This window comes from Kitasatospora sp. NPDC096147 (assembly GCF_044763225.1).
Taxonomy (GTDB): domain Bacteria; phylum Actinomycetota; class Actinomycetes; order Streptomycetales; family Streptomycetaceae; genus Kitasatospora.
The window spans coordinates 187,339-202,459 of sequence record NZ_JBIWFX010000008.1 but is presented as its reverse complement, the minus strand read 5'-3'; the positions used below and the strand labels follow the sequence as shown (position 1 = coordinate 202,459).

Here is a 15,121-nt window from a genome sequence, read left to right as displayed (position 1 = left end):
GACGCGTTCGACGGCGGAGGTCCGGCGGGGCCCGCCGATCCCGTCCCCGATCTGCAGCGTGCCCAGCCCGGCCGACCGGTACCGGCACTGCCCTCGTCCGTGGACCCGTTTCACCTTCGGACCCGGCGCAATGCTCCGGCTCCAGCCCTGAGCCCCGGGCTCCCAGGAGGGAAGCCAGCACACGGGGTCAGGGCGCGCCGGCCGTTGGAAGGAATACCTCAGTGGCTGTGGGAACCGGGTCGCCGTGAGCACCGCGTAGGGTCTTCGCGTCTTAGCGGCTGGCCCCTCCAGCCGCATTTCCCGGTCGCGGGACCGTGGCCCGTGCGGGCGCCGGTCCCGCGACCGGGTGAGCCGGCCGGTGGATGCGGTGGGTCAGAACCAGGGGGTGCACGCCCAGCCGGAGTACCCGGACCGGTGGACGCAGGTGCGGAACCAGCGGCCTCCCGGGTTGTCGACGGCGTAGGTGGTGGTGCTATGAGCTCCGCTGGGGACCTTCTTGTGGCAGGCGTGCCAGTTGCGGGCTCCGTCGTCGGACCAGTCGAGGGAGATGGTGTCGCCCGGGTTGAGGTTGTGCCCCCAAGCCCAGAAGACGTTCCTGCCGTAGTACGGGTTGTTCGTGCTGAGGTAGAAGTCGGCGCCGCCGCTGCCCTGCTTCGCGGCGTAGAGCCATTCACGCTGGCTGCCGGTCGTCAGCTCATAGGGGTTCAGCTTGGGGCCGCAGGAGTAGTTGATGACGTCGGCGCTGGCCGGCGCCGCGGTGCCGAGGACGCTGATGGTGGTGGTGGCCATCAGGGCAGCGGCGCCCAGGCACAGACGCTTGAGCACGGTCATGAGAAGCCTTCCTCCGATGTGTGGTTCACAGTGGGGCACGGCAGCTCCGCACAATGCCGCGGAGTCCGTCTGGCTCGTTCGACTGCGATTGTTCGCTCTGCGACCGGGCCGGGGCGTCGAACCACGGGTTGATCCGGCATGTCGAACCAGCGCGGTAGGCGCGCCCGGCGAGCTCCGGCGCCCCCGGGGGTAGGTAGCGCACCGTCTGGTCGGCCGGCAGGACGACGTGAGAGCCTCACGGCACGGCAGGGAAGGGCGAAGTGGGCAAGCTGCTCCACCGGCGCGGCTGGCCGACGGCACCGTCACCCACCCGGTGTCCGCCTGGGAGGCGCTGGTGGGCGCCGTCGAGAGTGGCGGTGAAAGCGATATCCACAGCTACACGAACAACCTCTACGCCCGGAACTGGCTCCACAAGGCGAGACCTGAGCCCGGGTTGCAAGACGCAGGTCCCGCGCACCCGTGCCCACGGGACCTGGAGCCCGCACCACCGCCGGCGGAGCTGGATCTCAACCCGGGGGTTGACGCCGGGCACGAGGCCAAACCCTAATCTGCGCAGGTGCAGATCAGCGGACGTATCCGACACCGTGCCCCCGTGGCCTTGGACGCGCTGCTGGCCGTCACACTGGCGGCCGTGAGCGTGGTCTACGGGCAGCAGGCCTACGAGGCTGCTTACCGGGCGGCCGGCTGGCCACGCTTCGGACCGGTGGCGATCGGTCTGAGCGTGGCGGTGAACCTGCCGCTGGCACTGCGCCACTGCCGCCCCCGCACGGCACTGGCCGCCTCAGGAACCGCCTTGCTGTGCTTCGTCCTCGCCGGATTCCAACCCTCGGTGAACGTCTGGGCCCCGATGCTGGCGTGCTACTGCGTGGTGACGGCCCGGCCGGGACACGAGGCCCGGTGGTGGGCGGCGGGCACGGCGGCCCTGTGGCTGGCCACCGGGCTCCAGGCCCGCCTGAGCATCGAGATGGCACTCGCGCAGAGCGTGATCGGCACCGGCGTGATGTGGTTCTTCGCGACCCGGCTGCGCAGGCTCGGCAAGCGCAACGTCCAACTCGCCGACCTGACCGAGCGGCTGCGCATCGAACAGGAGCTCCGCGCCCGGCAGGCCGTGTCCCTGGAGCGGCTGCGGATCGCCCGCGAACTCCACGACGTGGTCGCCCACCACCTTGCCGCACTGGCCGTGCAGTCCGGCACCGCCGGGTACCTCCACCGCGCCGGCACCGACCACGAGCAGGTCGGCGCCGCACTGGAGGCGATCGGTGACACCAGCCGCGAGGCCTTGGAGGAGATGCGCTCCCTGCTACAGGTCCTTCGGGTCGATCCCCAGAGCACGGGCGAACTCGACGACCTGCCCGACCGGGCCACCCCGGGGACGTCCCAGTTGCAGGGCCTGCTGGAGCGGGCCAAGGCGGTCGGCCTGGACATCACCCTCACGGTCACGGGGAAGGCGCGCCCGCTGCCGCCGGGCATCGACCAGTGCGCCTACCGCGTCTTCCAGGAAGCCCTGACCAACGTCATCAAGCACGCCGGACGGCCCGTGAACGTCACCCTCACCCTCCACTACGCGCCCGCCCTGGTCACCGGACGGGCGGTGGACAACGGCACCGGACGCGACCCCGCCATGCCGTCCGCGGGATCGGGGCTGGGACTGGTCGGGATGGCCGAGCGGGTCGCCCTTTACGGCGGAACCCTCAGGGCAGGACCCGGGGACGGGGGTGGTTTCGCCGTCGAGTTCTCCCTCCCCACCCCGCCAACCGGTAGCCGGCCGGTGGCCGGCCGAACCTCAGGGAGCGAGCGATGACCATCTCCTTACACCATGGCGAAGCACCGACCGGCCGCCCTGCGTACGGGGGATCGACCACCGTTCTGGTGGTCGACGACCAGGTCCTGATCCGTGCCGGGCTGGCCGCCCTGGTTCGTGCCGCACCTGGGCTGGACGTGGTGGGTGAAGCGGCCACTGGGGAGGAGGCCGTCGACCTGGCCGCCACGACGTGCCCCGACGTCATCCTGATGGACATCCGGCTGCCCGGCATCAGCGGCATCACCGCCATGTCGCGCATCCTCGCCCACGCCCCGGCGCCCGCCCCCAAGGTCCTCATGCTCACTGTCATCGACCTCGACGAGTACGTCTACGAGGCCTTGCGGACCGGAGCTTCGGGTTTCCTCCTGAAGGACACACCGCCCGACCAACTGCTCACCGCGATCGGCACCGTCGCAGCCGGCCAGATGCTCCTCGATCCGGTCCTGACCCGCCGCCTGGTCGAGACCTTCGTGCACCAGCCCCACACGCCCGGGACCGTTCCTGATCCGTCGCGGCTGCGCGTGCTCACCTCCCGTGAGAAGGAGGTGCTGCGGCTTGTCGCCCGCGGGCTGACCAACGAGGAGATCGCCGACCATCTGGTGGTCACCATGGCGACGGTCAAGACCCATGTGAACCGTCTGCTGTCCAAGCTCGCCCTGGGCAGCCGGGCCCAGGCCGTCGTCCTCGCCTACGAGTGCGGTCTGGTCGCGGTCGGCGACGGTGGCCCGCCGATGGGCATCCCCCGTCCACCTGCCCGGTAGCCCGAGCGGGCGGCGGCCGGTGACGGAAACGCGGATGTCCCAGGCGTTGGCATCGAGGGCTACGGCGACCGCCGGCCCGCCGCGGTGCGTGCTGACCCCGGCCCGGGCTCGCCGGCACGCGATGCCAGATGATTTGCCCAAGGGTGCTCGCAGGGTGAACGGGGGCGCTCGGGGTGGGAGAGCTTGGCCGCCCCGTGCGGCTGGACGGTGTCGCGGGGGTGCCGGCTGGGGTTGGCGGGTTGGGCCCCGGGGTGGTTGCGGGGCCCAACCAACGGCCTGCCCCCAACGTCAGCTCGGCGGCGCGGCTCGGCGCTCAGCGCGCGCGAGGGCCAGAGCGGCCGCCCCGGCCAGCAGCACCGCCAGGATCACCGCCGTCCAGCCCCGCCGGAAGCCCTCCAGGGCGGCTTCGGGGCCGATCGGGGTGCCGATCAGACTGACTGTCAGGGCGACGCCTATCACGGCTCCGATCTGCCGGGCCATCGTGGTGATCGCCGATCCGGTGGCGAAGCGGGCGCGCGGCAGGGCTGCGGCGGCGGCCCCGATCAGGGTGGGCAGCACCAGCCCGACGCCCAGTCCGGTGAGCAGCATCCCGGGCAGTAGCTGGGAGGTGTAGCCGGGGCGGACTCCGATGGTGAGGGCCCACCAGCCGACTCCTGCCGCGAACAGCAGGGTGCCGAGGGCGGCGAGTCGTCCGGGGCGGAGCCTGCGTACCAGGGCTGCGCTGCCGAGCGCGACCGGCGGCACCAGCAGCGGTCCGGGGGCGATGGCGAGTCCGGTGCGCAGCGCCGAGTAGTCCCAGACCTGCTGGCACCACAGGGCGGAGGTCAGCAGCATGCCGGCGAATGCGGCGGTGAACAGTAGAGCGGCGGCGTTGGCGGCGGCGAAGCTCGGCACTCGCAGCAGCGGCAGCTCGACGATCGGGGCGCGGTGGCGTGCCGATCGGTGGAGGAACCAGCCGGTGAGCGACGCGGTGGCGAGGAGGCCGCCGAGCGTGCGGGTGGAGGTCCATCCCCAGTCGTCCGCCTTGACCAGCGCTGCGGCGAGTGCGGCGATGGCGAGGGTGAGCAGTGCCGCGCCGAGGAGGTCGGGCAGCGGGCCGCCGTCCCGGGTCTGCGGCCGGCGCAGCACGCGGGTGCCGAGTGCGAGGGCGGCGATGCCGATGGGGACGTTGATGACGAACACCCAGCGCCAGTCGGCTTCGACCAGCAGTCCGCCGACGACGGGCCCCAGTCCGGCTGCGATTCCCCCGATGGATGCCCAGGCGCGGATGGCGCCCGGGCGCTCGGCTGCGGGTGTGGCGTCCAGCAGCAGCGCCAGCGAGGTCGGCATCAGCGCGGCCGCGCCCGCGGCTTGCACCACGCGTGCGGTGTCGAGCCAGGCGACCGAGGGGGCGAGCGCGCAGAGCGCGGAGGCAGCGGTGAAGACGGCCAGTCCGGTGAGGAAGACCGTGCGGTGGCCGACCCGGTCGGCCAGCCGTCCGGCGGCAACCAGCAGCGATGCGAAGGCGATGGCGTAGCCGTTCAGGACCCACGACAGGGTGGCCAGGTCGGCCGCGTGGAAGTGCTGCTGCATCGCCGGGAGGGCGACGTTGACGACGAACAGGTCGAGGTTCGAGACGAAGACGGCGGCGGCGACCACCGCGAAGGTGGCGCGTCTGTGGCGCTGCGCGGGAGCGGCCACGATGGATGGGTTTGATATTCCAACTCGCTTCATGGCGGGGAAGCTAGCTGATGCGAGTTTGAATACGCAACCCACTGTGAGAGGGTGGGGCGATGACCAAGCCCCCCGCCGACCGAGCGACCGCCGCGCTCCCCGGCCGCCCCTGCTCCATCGCCGCGGCTCTCCACGTCCTCGGTGAGAAGTGGGCACTGCTCGCCGTACGCGAGCTCTTCTACGGCAACCACCGCTTCGACCGGATCGCCCGCAACACCGGCGCCCCCCGCGACCGCCTCACCGCCCGGCTGCGAGCGCTCGAGGAGGCGGGCGTGGTCGAACGCCGCCCCTACAACGAGCACCCGCCCCGCTTCGAGTACCACCTCACCGAAGCCGGCCGCGACCTCGCCCCGCTGACCCAGGCCCTGCTCGCCTGGGGCGACCGCTGGCTCTCCCCCGAACCCCCCGTGGTGCTGCGCCACCACCCGGCCGGCCGGCCGGACCATCCGGACCACCCTCTGGATGCCGCCTGGACCTGCCGGACCTGCGGGTCAGAGGTGTGCAACCCCGACATCACCCTGGAGATCCGCTCACCCGGCTGGGAACGCCAAGGCCCCCAGCAGCAGAGGTAGACCGCAGGTCGCCGACGACGCTGCCTCGGCATGCTGCGAGGCAGCGTCCACGGGGGCCGACGCGGCCAGCTGCTCTTGGCCGCGCCCGCCAGTCGCCCGAGGTTGGTTACAGGTTGCCGATTTGCGGCAGGGTGTTCGTGGTGCCGTTGCCGACGTTGGTCAGGGCGTCGGGTGAGTGGTGTCCGCGTGTAGCTCAGGGCTGCAGACGCAGTGGCGCACCGGGGAGGAGAAGGTCGGGGTCGTCGCCGATCACCGCGTGGTTGAGCTGGAAGAGCGTGGTCCATCCACCGGGGGTCTGGTGCGATTCGGCGATCGCGCTGAGGGTGTCGCCCTCCCGCACCGTCTGGCAGGTGCCGGCCGGCAGGGCGTCGCAGGGCACCTCGGCGGGTGTGTCCGCGTCAGCCGCGCTGCCGGATCCCGGCAACGGGACGGCCGCGGCGCCGGCGGTCGGGCCGTCAGCGACGGAGGGAGGCGGCGCGACGTGGGCGCCGGAGCGGGAGGCCCTGCTGCCGCACACCGGCCAGGGGGCGAGCCCGCGTTGGGCGGCCAGGTGCTCGGCGACGGCGATCTGCGCCTGCCGGGAAGCCAGGTCGGCACGGGGCGCGTGAGCAAGTCCGCCGTTGGCGTGCCAGGTGCTCTGGTCGAACTGCAGCCCCCCGTAGTACCCGTTGCCGGTGTTGATGTCCCACCGGCCGCTGCTCTCGCACTCCGCGAGCTGGTCCCAGTCCACCACGCTTTCCGCCACCACGGGATCTGTCGGCACCCCGGGCGAGGCCGCCGCCCGCGGAGCACCGGTGATCACCAGGGGCAGGAAGGAGAGCAGGACGAGCGATCGCTTCACCGAGGACGACAACAGCACAAGCACTCCACACCTTCGACGACAGGACCGGGCGCACAGGCGCCGCGGAGTCATCCGATACCAATGTCTGACGGATCCTCGGCCGCACACGGCCCCGACCCCCAGGCCGGCCCACTACTTCACCCACTCGGCCCCGAGCACCTGCGCGTCCCGGGCCGAACGGCACCGCCAGTTCCATCAAGACGCCTCCGGCTGCGCCGCCCGAATCATCCGGGCCCCGATCCCGAGCGCTTAAGGTCCCCGCGCGTCGCGTCCTACCCGGCACCGACGTGCCCGCCGCCTTGAGGTTGTCCCGCCCCCGCACCGGCAACGTTGTGCCCGCCAACCGCCGAGGTTGTCCCGCTCACCCCAGGCGCCGACGGTCGAGCTGACCACAGGCCGCCCTCGCCGACCGCGCAGACGGCGGGCCCGTCACCGACGGCCATCACCGCCGTCGCGCCGCCCGACCGCGACGGCTCGGTTCGCTCCGTGCCGTCGGTACCTCGCGGTGCCGTGAGCGTTGATCTCGTGGTGCTCCACGATGGTCACGGTTCGTGACGGCGGTGGATGATGCCGCTCCGACAACACTCACGCCTGGACGCCAAACGCGGACCGGCGCGCAGAGAGGCATCGTCCATGACCACAGCAGACAGGCCGGCCGGCGTCGCCCAACGCCTGCGGCGCAGGGCCCTCGCCCTCGTGGCACTCACGGGCCTGGCACTCGCTCCAGTGGCCGCAGGAAGCTCCGCCTCGGCGATGGGGAGCACCAACGCCGACGCTTACAGGAGCATCAACTCCACTCGCCATCCCGACTGGATGTCCCTGGTCAACGGCAACACCTGGCTGGCAGCCATGACCATCCCGGGTACACACGAGACCATGGCGATCCAGGACGGCCCGAACGTCCAGGCCCAGGAGGACTACGGGACCTCCGGGGCGTCCCTGGCCAACCAGTTCGAGCGCGGCATCAGGGCGATCGACATCCGGGTCCGGGTGGTCGGCGACCGTTTCACGATCCATCACGGCGCCTTCTACCAGGACGCCGTCTTCGATGACGTGCTCATGCGCGCCCAGGGCTTCCTCGCCTCCCACCGTGGCGAGACCATCCTGATGCGGCTGCACTCCGAGTGCGACAAGAGCCTCGGCAGTTGTACCGACTCCCCGGAGAGCACCGACCAGACTGCACGGGTCAATATCTTCCTCGACTACGTCAAGAAGTACCCCGGCCTGTTCTACGAGCCGTCCGTCACAAAGGGCACGCCGACTGATGTTCCGCGGCTCAAGGACGTGCGCGGGAAGATCGTGCTGACCAACTTCGAGGGCCCCGGCAACGGTGACTACGGTTTCGGCATCAAGGGCTACAACAATCACCGGGAGGACACCTACGACGCCAGCGGCCCCGACTTCAAGTGGTCCAAGGTCAAGCCCAACCTGGACAAGGCCGCAGCCGACCCGAGCGGCGAAATGTTCGTCACCTACACGTCCGCGTCACTGGCTCCCAGGCTGAGTCCCGCACAGTTCGCAGGCGGCTTCACAAGCGGCAAGGATCATTTCGAGGGCGTCAACTCCCGTTTGATGAAGTACCTCAACAGCGGTGGCGGACGCGGTGACCACCTCGGTGTGGTGATGATGGACTTCCCCGGCTGGGCGTTGATCGACAACCTCATCTACCGCAACCCGTCGCAGATCTGGTCCGCCTGGAAGTCCTCACCGGGCAGCAACTACTGCCTCGACAACTACCAGGCCGGGTTCTTCCCCGGAGGGAAGATCGCCGCCCAGAGCTGCAACCAGGGCAACGCCCAGCAGTGGACTCTGATCGGCAACAGCATCCAGATGGGGAGCGTCAGCAGGCCCGGCGGCGTGCTCTGCCTCGACATCGCCCAGGCCGGTACGGCCAACGGCACCCCCGTCCAGTTGTGGGGCTGCAACGGCGGTACCAACCAGAGGTGGGTGCTCAACGGCAAGAGCCAACTGGTCAACCCGCAGTCCGGTCGCTGCCTCGACATCCCGGGCGGACGGACCGACGGCACTCAACTCAACATCTGGGACTGCGCCGACGGAGCCAAGAACCAGATCTGGTACCACGCCTGACACACCCCGAAGCCCTGCCGCGGACCGCCGGCAACGGACCTGGCCCCGGCCCACCGGATGCAGCGCCCGTTCATCCGCGCGCGAATGCAGATCGGGCCGGCACCGCGCAGGGCAGCGAGGTGCCGTGAGAGGACACCGAGCCGAGTGACGAGCTGAGGGGCACCGAGCTCGGCAAGCAGCACGGCGCGGGTGCGGCCGGCCTTGCCGCCCGGGCCCCGGGGGCAGACTCTCCCGGCCCGGGGGTTCCTGTCCTCCTGCCCGAACGGGCAGACCTCACCCGGCCAGCGCGGCGCCGCCGAGCACCGGCCGGACGCGGACGGGCACGCGAACGATCCTTCGCCAGCCGCACTTAGGCAGGTCAGGGGCGTGCACGTGGCCGTCCGGGCAGCCCGCCGGCCCGGTGCCTCCAGCTGTCCGCCGGGGCCTGCCGCACGTTGCTACTGTTCGGCCCCGCCCGGCCGCGATCACCCACCGGGCGGGAACCGGCCGACAGATGAGCGCGTGATGTCGCATTGCCGCGCTCGGCCGAGCCGGCCGCAATCCCCATTCCGAGCAGGAGTTCGCGTTGAAGCTTCGCAAGCCCGTCACCACGGCCGCGTTGGTGTGTGCCACCCTCGTCATCGCGGGCTGCGGTCCTGACGGCACGCCGGCCACCGCCCCGGCCGCCTCCGCTCCCGCTTCTGCGGCCAAGCCCACCGGCGAGCCGAGCACGCAGCCGACCCCCGCGCCGGCCTCCTCCCCGGCCGGGGCCGGCACGCACTCCGCCACGCCCGCCACCTCCGCCGCAGGCACCGCGAACGGGAAGCCCGCCGCCGAGCTGCAGCCCTGCTCCAGCGCGGAGAAGCACAGTGACGTCAAGGCCGAACTCGCCGAGCTGGACACCAGCGGCAACCCGAGGATGGGCGCGGTGGTGAAGCTCACCAACACCACCGGCCAGGACTGCGTGATCTACGGCCAGCCCGACGTGCGAATCGACAACGGCGGCGCGGCCTTCGCGAAGCTGGCATCGGCCGCGCTCGGGACCGCGAAGTTCGGCACCGACAAGGCCCACGGAGTGGTGCTGCGCTCGGGCTCCGCGCTGTACCAGCCGGTCGCCTGGTGGGCCTCGCCGCCGGCCACCGACACCCCGAACGCCGCCTGCACCACCGGCACGATGCTGGTGATCGCGGCCTCCCAGGAGGCCTTGGTGCTGCCCGTCGCGGTGAAGGACCTGCGGGTCTGCCCGGAGAAGCAGCAGGGTTCGGTCCAGGCCCGGCTCGGCCTGCCGCAGGCGAACCCGGCGGACGCCAAGGCCCAACTGAAGAGCGCCGCGAAGTAACGGACCACCCGGCAGACACGCTCAGCGGGAGCCGGACGGGGGTCCGTCGGCGCAGCTGGTGAGGCCGTGCCGGGTCAGCCGAGCCAGAGCTCGCTCTCGGTCTCCCGCCCAGGCCCCCGGTCTACCTGCCACCCGTAAGGGTGATCACCCGTTCAACGCCGATCGCACCACGCCCGGCCTGCCTAGGGTGAGACCGTGGAAAAGGTGGAGCAAGCCGCGGTCTCACCCGAGGACGTCGACGAGATCGCGGCGCTCGCCGACCCCGTCCTGCGGAACCTGAGAATCACCCTGGCCTACCACGACCTGAGCCTCGCGATGGGCACGGTCCTGGGCCGGGAGAACGTCAGCTGGTGCGCCTTCGGCACCTGGGCCTCCCGGACCGCGGGCCGGTCCATCCGCGGTGATAGCGCCCCCTCCATCGTCCGGGCGGCCCTCACCTTCGCCCAGCGAATGCCACCGCTGCTGCGCCCGGTCGCGGGCCTTCCTCAGGCCATCGTCCGGCAGGTCTCCGAGAACGTGGCATACGGGAACCTGATCGTCTTCCAGGACCTCGGCCCGCTCTTCGCCGCCCTGGCCGAGCACCTCGGCCAGCCCGGGCCACCGGAGCAGGTCGCCGAAGTGGCGGTCGAGCGCTGCTGCGCCTCCCTACGCCCCGGCCCAGCGGAAGAGGGCGGCCAGGACCTGCTGGCGGAGGCGATCCGCAGCTACAGCCATGCCTTCGTCAGCGCAGACGCCAATGAGCGCGCCGAGCACGTCCTGCTCGCCAACCTCAGGATCGGGCTGCACGAACAGATCAGGCTCCAGGAGCCGATCGCCCGGGCCCTCACCTGGCCTGCGGACATGCGGGCGGCCCCGCTGCCGCTGCGCGCACGCCTCCAGCGGTCCTGGGCGAGCACGGTCACCCGCCAGCTGATGGACCTCGCACTCCCCGCCCCGGCCTTCGCCACGACCCGCGCCCTGGTCTCCCAGCGGATCGGCTCCGACGTCAAGGGCTCCACCTCCAGCGCGCCCTTCCCCAGCGCCCTTGCACGGCTGCGCAACACCGATCTCAAGGCCCTGCTCTACGACATCGACCGTACGCCGAACACCTTGGCGGGCAGTGCCGCCGCGGACTGGGTGCAACTGGGTGACCGGATGAACTTCGTCGCCGACCTCTTCCGCGCCCGGCAGCAGGAGCAGCTGCTCTTCCGGGCGCCGTTCACACCGGAGCAGACCGAGGCGATCCGCCGGGGAGAGATCCCCGCCGACCCGGACATCTGACCGAGCCGCGCCGCTCTCCCCCGTGTCATGGCGAAGGCCGCAGGCACTACGGGGCGCCTGATGGTCCTCTGGCCTGCCCAGTCCAGGGCCTTCCGCCAAGCGGCACGGCAACGCCGTGGACTGCTACGCCTACTGAACCTCCGTGCCGGGCCTTGGGCCCACGAGATGGCCTCCCCCGTTCGCCCCCGCCCTGGCGGGGTCGGCGGCTCAGGTGGCCAGTGTGGTCAGGAGATTCCGCAGGTCCCGGACGGCTTCTTCGGCGTCGTCGTACTGGGCGGGGCCGGCCTCGATGGTGCCGAAGGCGAAGCCGTGCTCGGCGGCCATCGCGCGCCAGTGCAGCACGGGCGACAGGGCGGTGCTGGCTGCGGCCAGCAGCCACGCCAGCGGGCCGTGCACGCGGGAGGTGGCGATCGCGATGACGGCCAAGGCCTCGCGCAGGTCCTCCAGCCGCTCCACCGCCGACAGCTCCTGCCGGAGCTCGGCCGGGCCGACCGCGGCGCCCAGGTCGGCCGCGGTCCGCGCGGCCAGGGCGCGATCGGCTTCGGTCGGCTCCCACGCCTTGTCGCGCTGCTGCCGCTCGGCTTCGTCGGCCAGGCCCTTGATGATCGTCCGCATGTCCACGCGCCGTACCGTAGCGCTGCTGCGGCGCGAGTGCCCGTTCGGATGGCCCGTCGGGTCAGGTGGTGAGCGCGTGCCCGGTCGTCGAGTCGATGTGCCCGGGAATCTCGTCGTGGCGATCACCCACCGTGGGTGTGCCGGTGGGCTCGAACATGAGGATCGCGGCGCCGGAGGGAGCGTACGGCCTGTGCTCCGTACCCCGGGGAACTGTGAAGACCGCCCCCTGCTCCAGCAGGACCGTGCGCTCCCCGCCTGGCTCGCGCAGGCAGATGTGCAGTTCGCCGTCGAGGACCAGGAAGAACTCGTCGGTGTCCTCGTGGACGTGCCAGATGTGTTCGCCCTCGACCTTGGCGATGCGGACGTCGTAGTCGTTGACGCGCGTGACGATGCGCGGGCTCCACAGGGCGTCGAAGGAGGCCAGAGCCTTGCTGAGAGAGATCGGTTCGTTGCTCACGGGCTCATCCTGAGCCGTTCCGCACCGCCGCCGTGAGTGCTATGAATCGCACATGACGAAAGAATCCTCGCACGCAGAGGGCGGGGCGGGCGTCCACCGGGTCGTCGTGATCGTGGACGAGAACTCGAACCCCTTCGAGCTCGGGTGCGCGACCGAGGTCTTCGGTCTGCGCAGACCGGAGATCGGCCGCGAGCTCTACGACTTCAAGCTCTGCGCTCCCGAGCCCCACACCCCGATGCGAGACGGCTTCTTCACGCTGACGGGAGTCGCCGGCCTGGAGGCGGCCGACGCGGCGGACACCTTGATCGTCCCCAACCGTCCGGACACCGACGTCCCCCGCCGTCGAGCCGTACTCGATGCCGTCCGACGGGCACATGCCCGGGGCGCACGCCTGGTCGGCTTCTGCAGCGGCGCCTTCACCCTGGCCGAGGCGGGAGTCCTCGACGGGCGCCGGGCCACCGCCCACTGGCAGTGGGCGGATTCCTTCCGCGCCCGCTTCCCCGCTGTCCAGCTCGAAACGGACGTGCTGTTCGTCGATGACGGTGACATCCTCACCGCGGCAGGAAGCGCAGCCGCGCTCGACCTGGGACTGCACCTGGTCCGACGCGACCACGGTGCGGAGGTCGCCAACTCCGTGAGCCGGCGGCTGGTCTTCGCGGCGCACCGGGACGGCGGGCAGCGGCAGTTCGTGGAGCGTCCCATGCCCAACCTGCCGGACGAGTCCTTGGCGCCTGTCCTGGCCTGGGCTCAGGAGCGGTTGGACTCACCCCTCACCGTGTCCGGCCTCGCGGCGCGGGCCGCAGTCAGCCCGGCCACCCTGCACCGCCGCTTCCAAGCACAACTGGGCACCACGCCCCTGGCATGGCTGACGGGCGAGAGGCTCGCTCTGGCGTGCCGCTTGATCGAGCGAGGCGAGACCCGGTTCGAGGTGGTCGCGCGACGCAGCGGGCTCGGCACCGCCGCCAACCTGCGCACCCAGATGCGCCGCGCGACCGGCATCACCCCCTCCGCCTACAAGCACCGGTTCGGACCGAAGGCGAACTGACAGCAGGCATCCCCAAGCGAAGACCCGCATGCGCTCCACGGCTCGCTGTCGCCAGACGCGAGCAGCTCGGCCAGATCCGCGACCGCCTCCGGGACAGCTCCACAAGCAGCGGCGGACGCTCTCCGCCTTCCTGCGCCGGCACTTCGCCAATCACCACCGGTGCAGGGCTTCCCTGCTCGCCGACGGGGTGACGGCGAGATGCCGGTGCTCGTGCAGGTCCCACCCACCTGTCCCGTCCTCGCCCACTCGGCCTCGGCACCCGGCCGGGCTCAGCCGGGGAGTTCCCAGACGGTCACCTCCGCGCGGCTCTGGCCCTCGCCGACGGGGAGGCTGACGAGGCGGACATGGGCGGTGCGGCCCTCACTGGTCTGGAGGCAGAACCGGTCGCCGCGCTTGACCTTGTCGAAGCGGCTGACGGGGCTGCGGCCCAGTGCCTCGGCGCACTGCTGCTCCGTCGGCGCCGCCTCGCCGCTCCACCGCACCAGGACGTTCGGCTTCCCCGACACGATGTCAGGAGCCAGCCCCTGATGGGTCTCCAGCCGGAGGTCGTCGGTGAGGTCACGGGTGTCGATCCACCGCTGCGCACCGGTGGGCGGCTGGGTGTCGAGCTCGAAGGAGGAGATACTGCCCAGGATCACCGGGCCGCTGCGCACCCGCTGCTCTTGGCCGCGCTCCGTGGCGCCGCCACCCCCTTCGGGCCACAGCACGTACGCGGCGACAGCCGCGACCAGCGCGGCGGCGACCGCGCCACCGAGCACTGTGCGGCGCCCGGGGCGGGAACGGGGAGCCGGGGCAGGGGGCTCGGCCTGGGCGTGCGCCGCAGCGGGCTCGGTCGCCACCCAGGTGGCCGGCACTCGCCACACCTGTTCCAGGACCTCGGTGGCCCGGCCGGCGTCGGCCGTCTCCTCGCCGACCAGCTCGGCCAGCAGAGCGGCGGCCGTGCCGCGCCGGGCCGGATCCTTGTCGAGCGCCCGCTGCACCAGCCCCAGCAACGCACCGTCCAACCCGTCCAGCCGCGGCGGCTCGGTCAGCACGCGGTGGTGGATCTCGTACATTCCGTCGCCGGCGAAGGGGTGTGCTCCGGACGCGGCATACGCGATGACGCAGCCCCACGCGAAGACGTCGGCCGCCTGGGTGGCCGGCCCGCCGCGCAGGACCTCGGGGGCCATGTACCCCGGGGTTCCCGCGAGTTGGGTCGGCTGCACCGACCCGCCGGGGCCGTCCATGGTCCGGGCGATGCCGAAGTCGATCACCCGGGGGCCGACCGGCGACAGCAGGACGTTGGCCGGCTTGAGGTCGCGGTGGAGCACCCGCGCGCCGTGAATGGCCGTCAGGGCGGCCGTCACGCCGACCGCCAACTGCTCCAGGGCCGCCCCCGCCAGCGGTCCCTGACGGATGACCAGGTCCTGCAGCGTCGGCCCCTCGACGTACTCGGTGACCACGAACAGGGGGCGCTCCTCCAACCGGGCGTCCAGCACCGGAGCGGTGCAGAACGGCCGGACCCGCCGAGCGGCGTTCACCTCGCGCCGGAAGTGGTGGGCGAAGCGCTCGTCGTCGGCCAGGTCCGCGTTGACGACCTTGACCGCGACGGTGCGTCCCGCCTGGTCCTCGGCCGCGTAGACCGTGCCCATCCCGCCGGAGCCCAGACGGCCGATCAGCCGGTAACTCCCCAGCCGGACCGGGTCGGTGGGCCGCAGGGCGGCGAACGGTGCGGGCTCGGCCATGGTGTCGCTCTCTTCCCCCGAACGAAGCTGACGGGGCCACCCTACGGTCCGCCCCTCCGGCTCCGCGGTGTGATCGCCTACTCCGCCAACCCGGG

13 protein-coding genes are annotated in these 15,121 nt (G+C 71.7%); 7 read left to right on the top strand and 6 right to left on the bottom strand.

Features of this window, described 5'->3' with window-relative positions; all coding sequences use genetic code 11:
• Positions 1–372: 372 nt before the first annotated feature.
• A complete protein-coding gene (locus ACIRBX_RS24825; RefSeq protein ID WP_402299545.1) occupies positions 373–831 on the bottom strand; it encodes a hypothetical protein in 459 nt (152 codons plus the stop codon).
• A 592-nt stretch (positions 832–1,423) separates the two neighbouring features.
• Here ACIRBX_RS24825 and ACIRBX_RS24820 point away from each other — a divergent pair.
• Positions 1,424–2,632, top strand: a complete 1,209-nt coding sequence (locus ACIRBX_RS24820; RefSeq protein WP_402299543.1) for a sensor histidine kinase — start codon at positions 1,424–1,426, stop codon at positions 2,630–2,632.
• Positions 2,629–3,393, top strand: a complete 765-nt coding sequence (locus ACIRBX_RS24815) for a response regulator (RefSeq protein ID WP_402299541.1) — start codon at positions 2,629–2,631, stop codon at positions 3,391–3,393. The genes ACIRBX_RS24820 and ACIRBX_RS24815 overlap by 4 nt, the downstream gene beginning before the upstream one ends.
• A 288-nt stretch (positions 3,394–3,681) precedes the next feature.
• On the opposite strand, the gene ACIRBX_RS24810 is transcribed toward ACIRBX_RS24815, so the two are convergent.
• Positions 3,682–5,073, bottom strand: coding sequence for an MFS transporter (locus ACIRBX_RS24810; RefSeq protein ID WP_402299539.1), 1,392 nt, complete (start codon positions 5,071–5,073; stop codon positions 3,682–3,684).
• Between the two features lie 92 nt (positions 5,074–5,165).
• On the opposite strand from ACIRBX_RS24810, the gene ACIRBX_RS24805 reads away from it, so the two are divergent.
• Entirely contained in the window at positions 5,166–5,678 is a 513-nt protein-coding gene (locus tag ACIRBX_RS24805; RefSeq protein WP_402299537.1) for a winged helix-turn-helix transcriptional regulator, read from the top strand.
• Between the two features lie 193 nt (positions 5,679–5,871).
• On the opposite strand, the gene ACIRBX_RS24800 is transcribed toward ACIRBX_RS24805, so the two are convergent.
• On the bottom strand, positions 5,872–6,519 hold the full coding sequence (locus tag ACIRBX_RS24800; RefSeq protein WP_402299535.1) for a transglycosylase family protein: 648 nt from the start codon (positions 6,517–6,519) through the stop codon (positions 5,872–5,874).
• A gap of 813 nt (positions 6,520–7,332) precedes the next feature.
• On the opposite strand from ACIRBX_RS24800, the gene ACIRBX_RS24795 reads away from it, so the two are divergent.
• From ACIRBX_RS24795 to ACIRBX_RS24785, 3 genes are all read left to right on the top strand, one after another.
• Complete coding sequence (locus ACIRBX_RS24795) at positions 7,333–8,607, top strand: phosphatidylinositol-specific phospholipase C domain-containing protein (protein ID WP_402299533.1); 1,275 nt, start codon at positions 7,333–7,335, stop codon at positions 8,605–8,607.
• A gap of 565 nt (positions 8,608–9,172) precedes the next feature.
• Positions 9,173–9,925 carry a DUF4232 domain-containing protein gene (locus ACIRBX_RS24790; protein ID WP_402299531.1) on the top strand — a complete coding sequence of 251 codons (753 nt, stop codon included), beginning with the start codon at positions 9,173–9,175 and terminating at the stop codon, positions 9,923–9,925.
• Positions 9,926–10,129: 204 nt separating this feature from the next.
• Complete coding sequence (locus ACIRBX_RS24785) at positions 10,130–11,185, top strand: hypothetical protein (RefSeq protein ID WP_402299529.1); 1,056 nt, start codon at positions 10,130–10,132, stop codon at positions 11,183–11,185.
• 207 nt (positions 11,186–11,392) lie between these two features.
• Here ACIRBX_RS24785 and ACIRBX_RS24780 read toward each other — a convergent pair whose 3' ends face one another.
• Positions 11,393–11,806, bottom strand: a complete 414-nt coding sequence (locus tag ACIRBX_RS24780; protein ID WP_402299527.1) for a hypothetical protein — start codon at positions 11,804–11,806, stop codon at positions 11,393–11,395.
• A 55-nt stretch (positions 11,807–11,861) separates the two neighbouring features.
• Entirely contained in the window at positions 11,862–12,257 is a 396-nt protein-coding gene (locus tag ACIRBX_RS24775; protein ID WP_402299525.1) for a cupin domain-containing protein, read from the bottom strand.
• 52 nt (positions 12,258–12,309) lie between these two features.
• Between ACIRBX_RS24775 and ACIRBX_RS24770 the strand changes: the two genes are divergently transcribed.
• Positions 12,310–13,302 (top strand): helix-turn-helix domain-containing protein, encoded by a 993-nt coding sequence (locus ACIRBX_RS24770; protein WP_402299523.1) that lies wholly within the window; start codon positions 12,310–12,312, stop codon positions 13,300–13,302.
• A 269-nt stretch (positions 13,303–13,571) separates the two neighbouring features.
• On the opposite strand, the gene ACIRBX_RS24765 is transcribed toward ACIRBX_RS24770, so the two are convergent.
• Positions 13,572–15,026, bottom strand: a complete 1,455-nt coding sequence (locus ACIRBX_RS24765; RefSeq protein WP_402299521.1) for a serine/threonine-protein kinase — start codon at positions 15,024–15,026, stop codon at positions 13,572–13,574.
• Positions 15,027–15,121 lie beyond the last annotated feature (95 nt).

Coding starts and splice junctions, on each gene's coding strand:
- ACIRBX_RS24825 (WP_402299545.1), bottom strand. CDS start 831: ATGACCGTGCTCAAGCGTCTGTGCCTGGGCGCCGCTGCCCTGATGGCC.
- ACIRBX_RS24815 (WP_402299541.1), top strand. CDS start 2,629: ATGACCATCTCCTTACACCATGGCGAAGCACCGACCGGCCGCCCTGCG.
- ACIRBX_RS24805 (WP_402299537.1), top strand. CDS start 5,166: ATGACCAAGCCCCCCGCCGACCGAGCGACCGCCGCGCTCCCCGGCCGC.
- ACIRBX_RS24795 (WP_402299533.1), top strand. CDS start 7,333: ATGTCCCTGGTCAACGGCAACACCTGGCTGGCAGCCATGACCATCCCG.
- ACIRBX_RS24770 (WP_402299523.1), top strand. CDS start 12,310: ATGACGAAAGAATCCTCGCACGCAGAGGGCGGGGCGGGCGTCCACCGG.
- ACIRBX_RS24765 (WP_402299521.1), bottom strand. CDS start 15,026: ATGGCCGAGCCCGCACCGTTCGCCGCCCTGCGGCCCACCGACCCGGTC.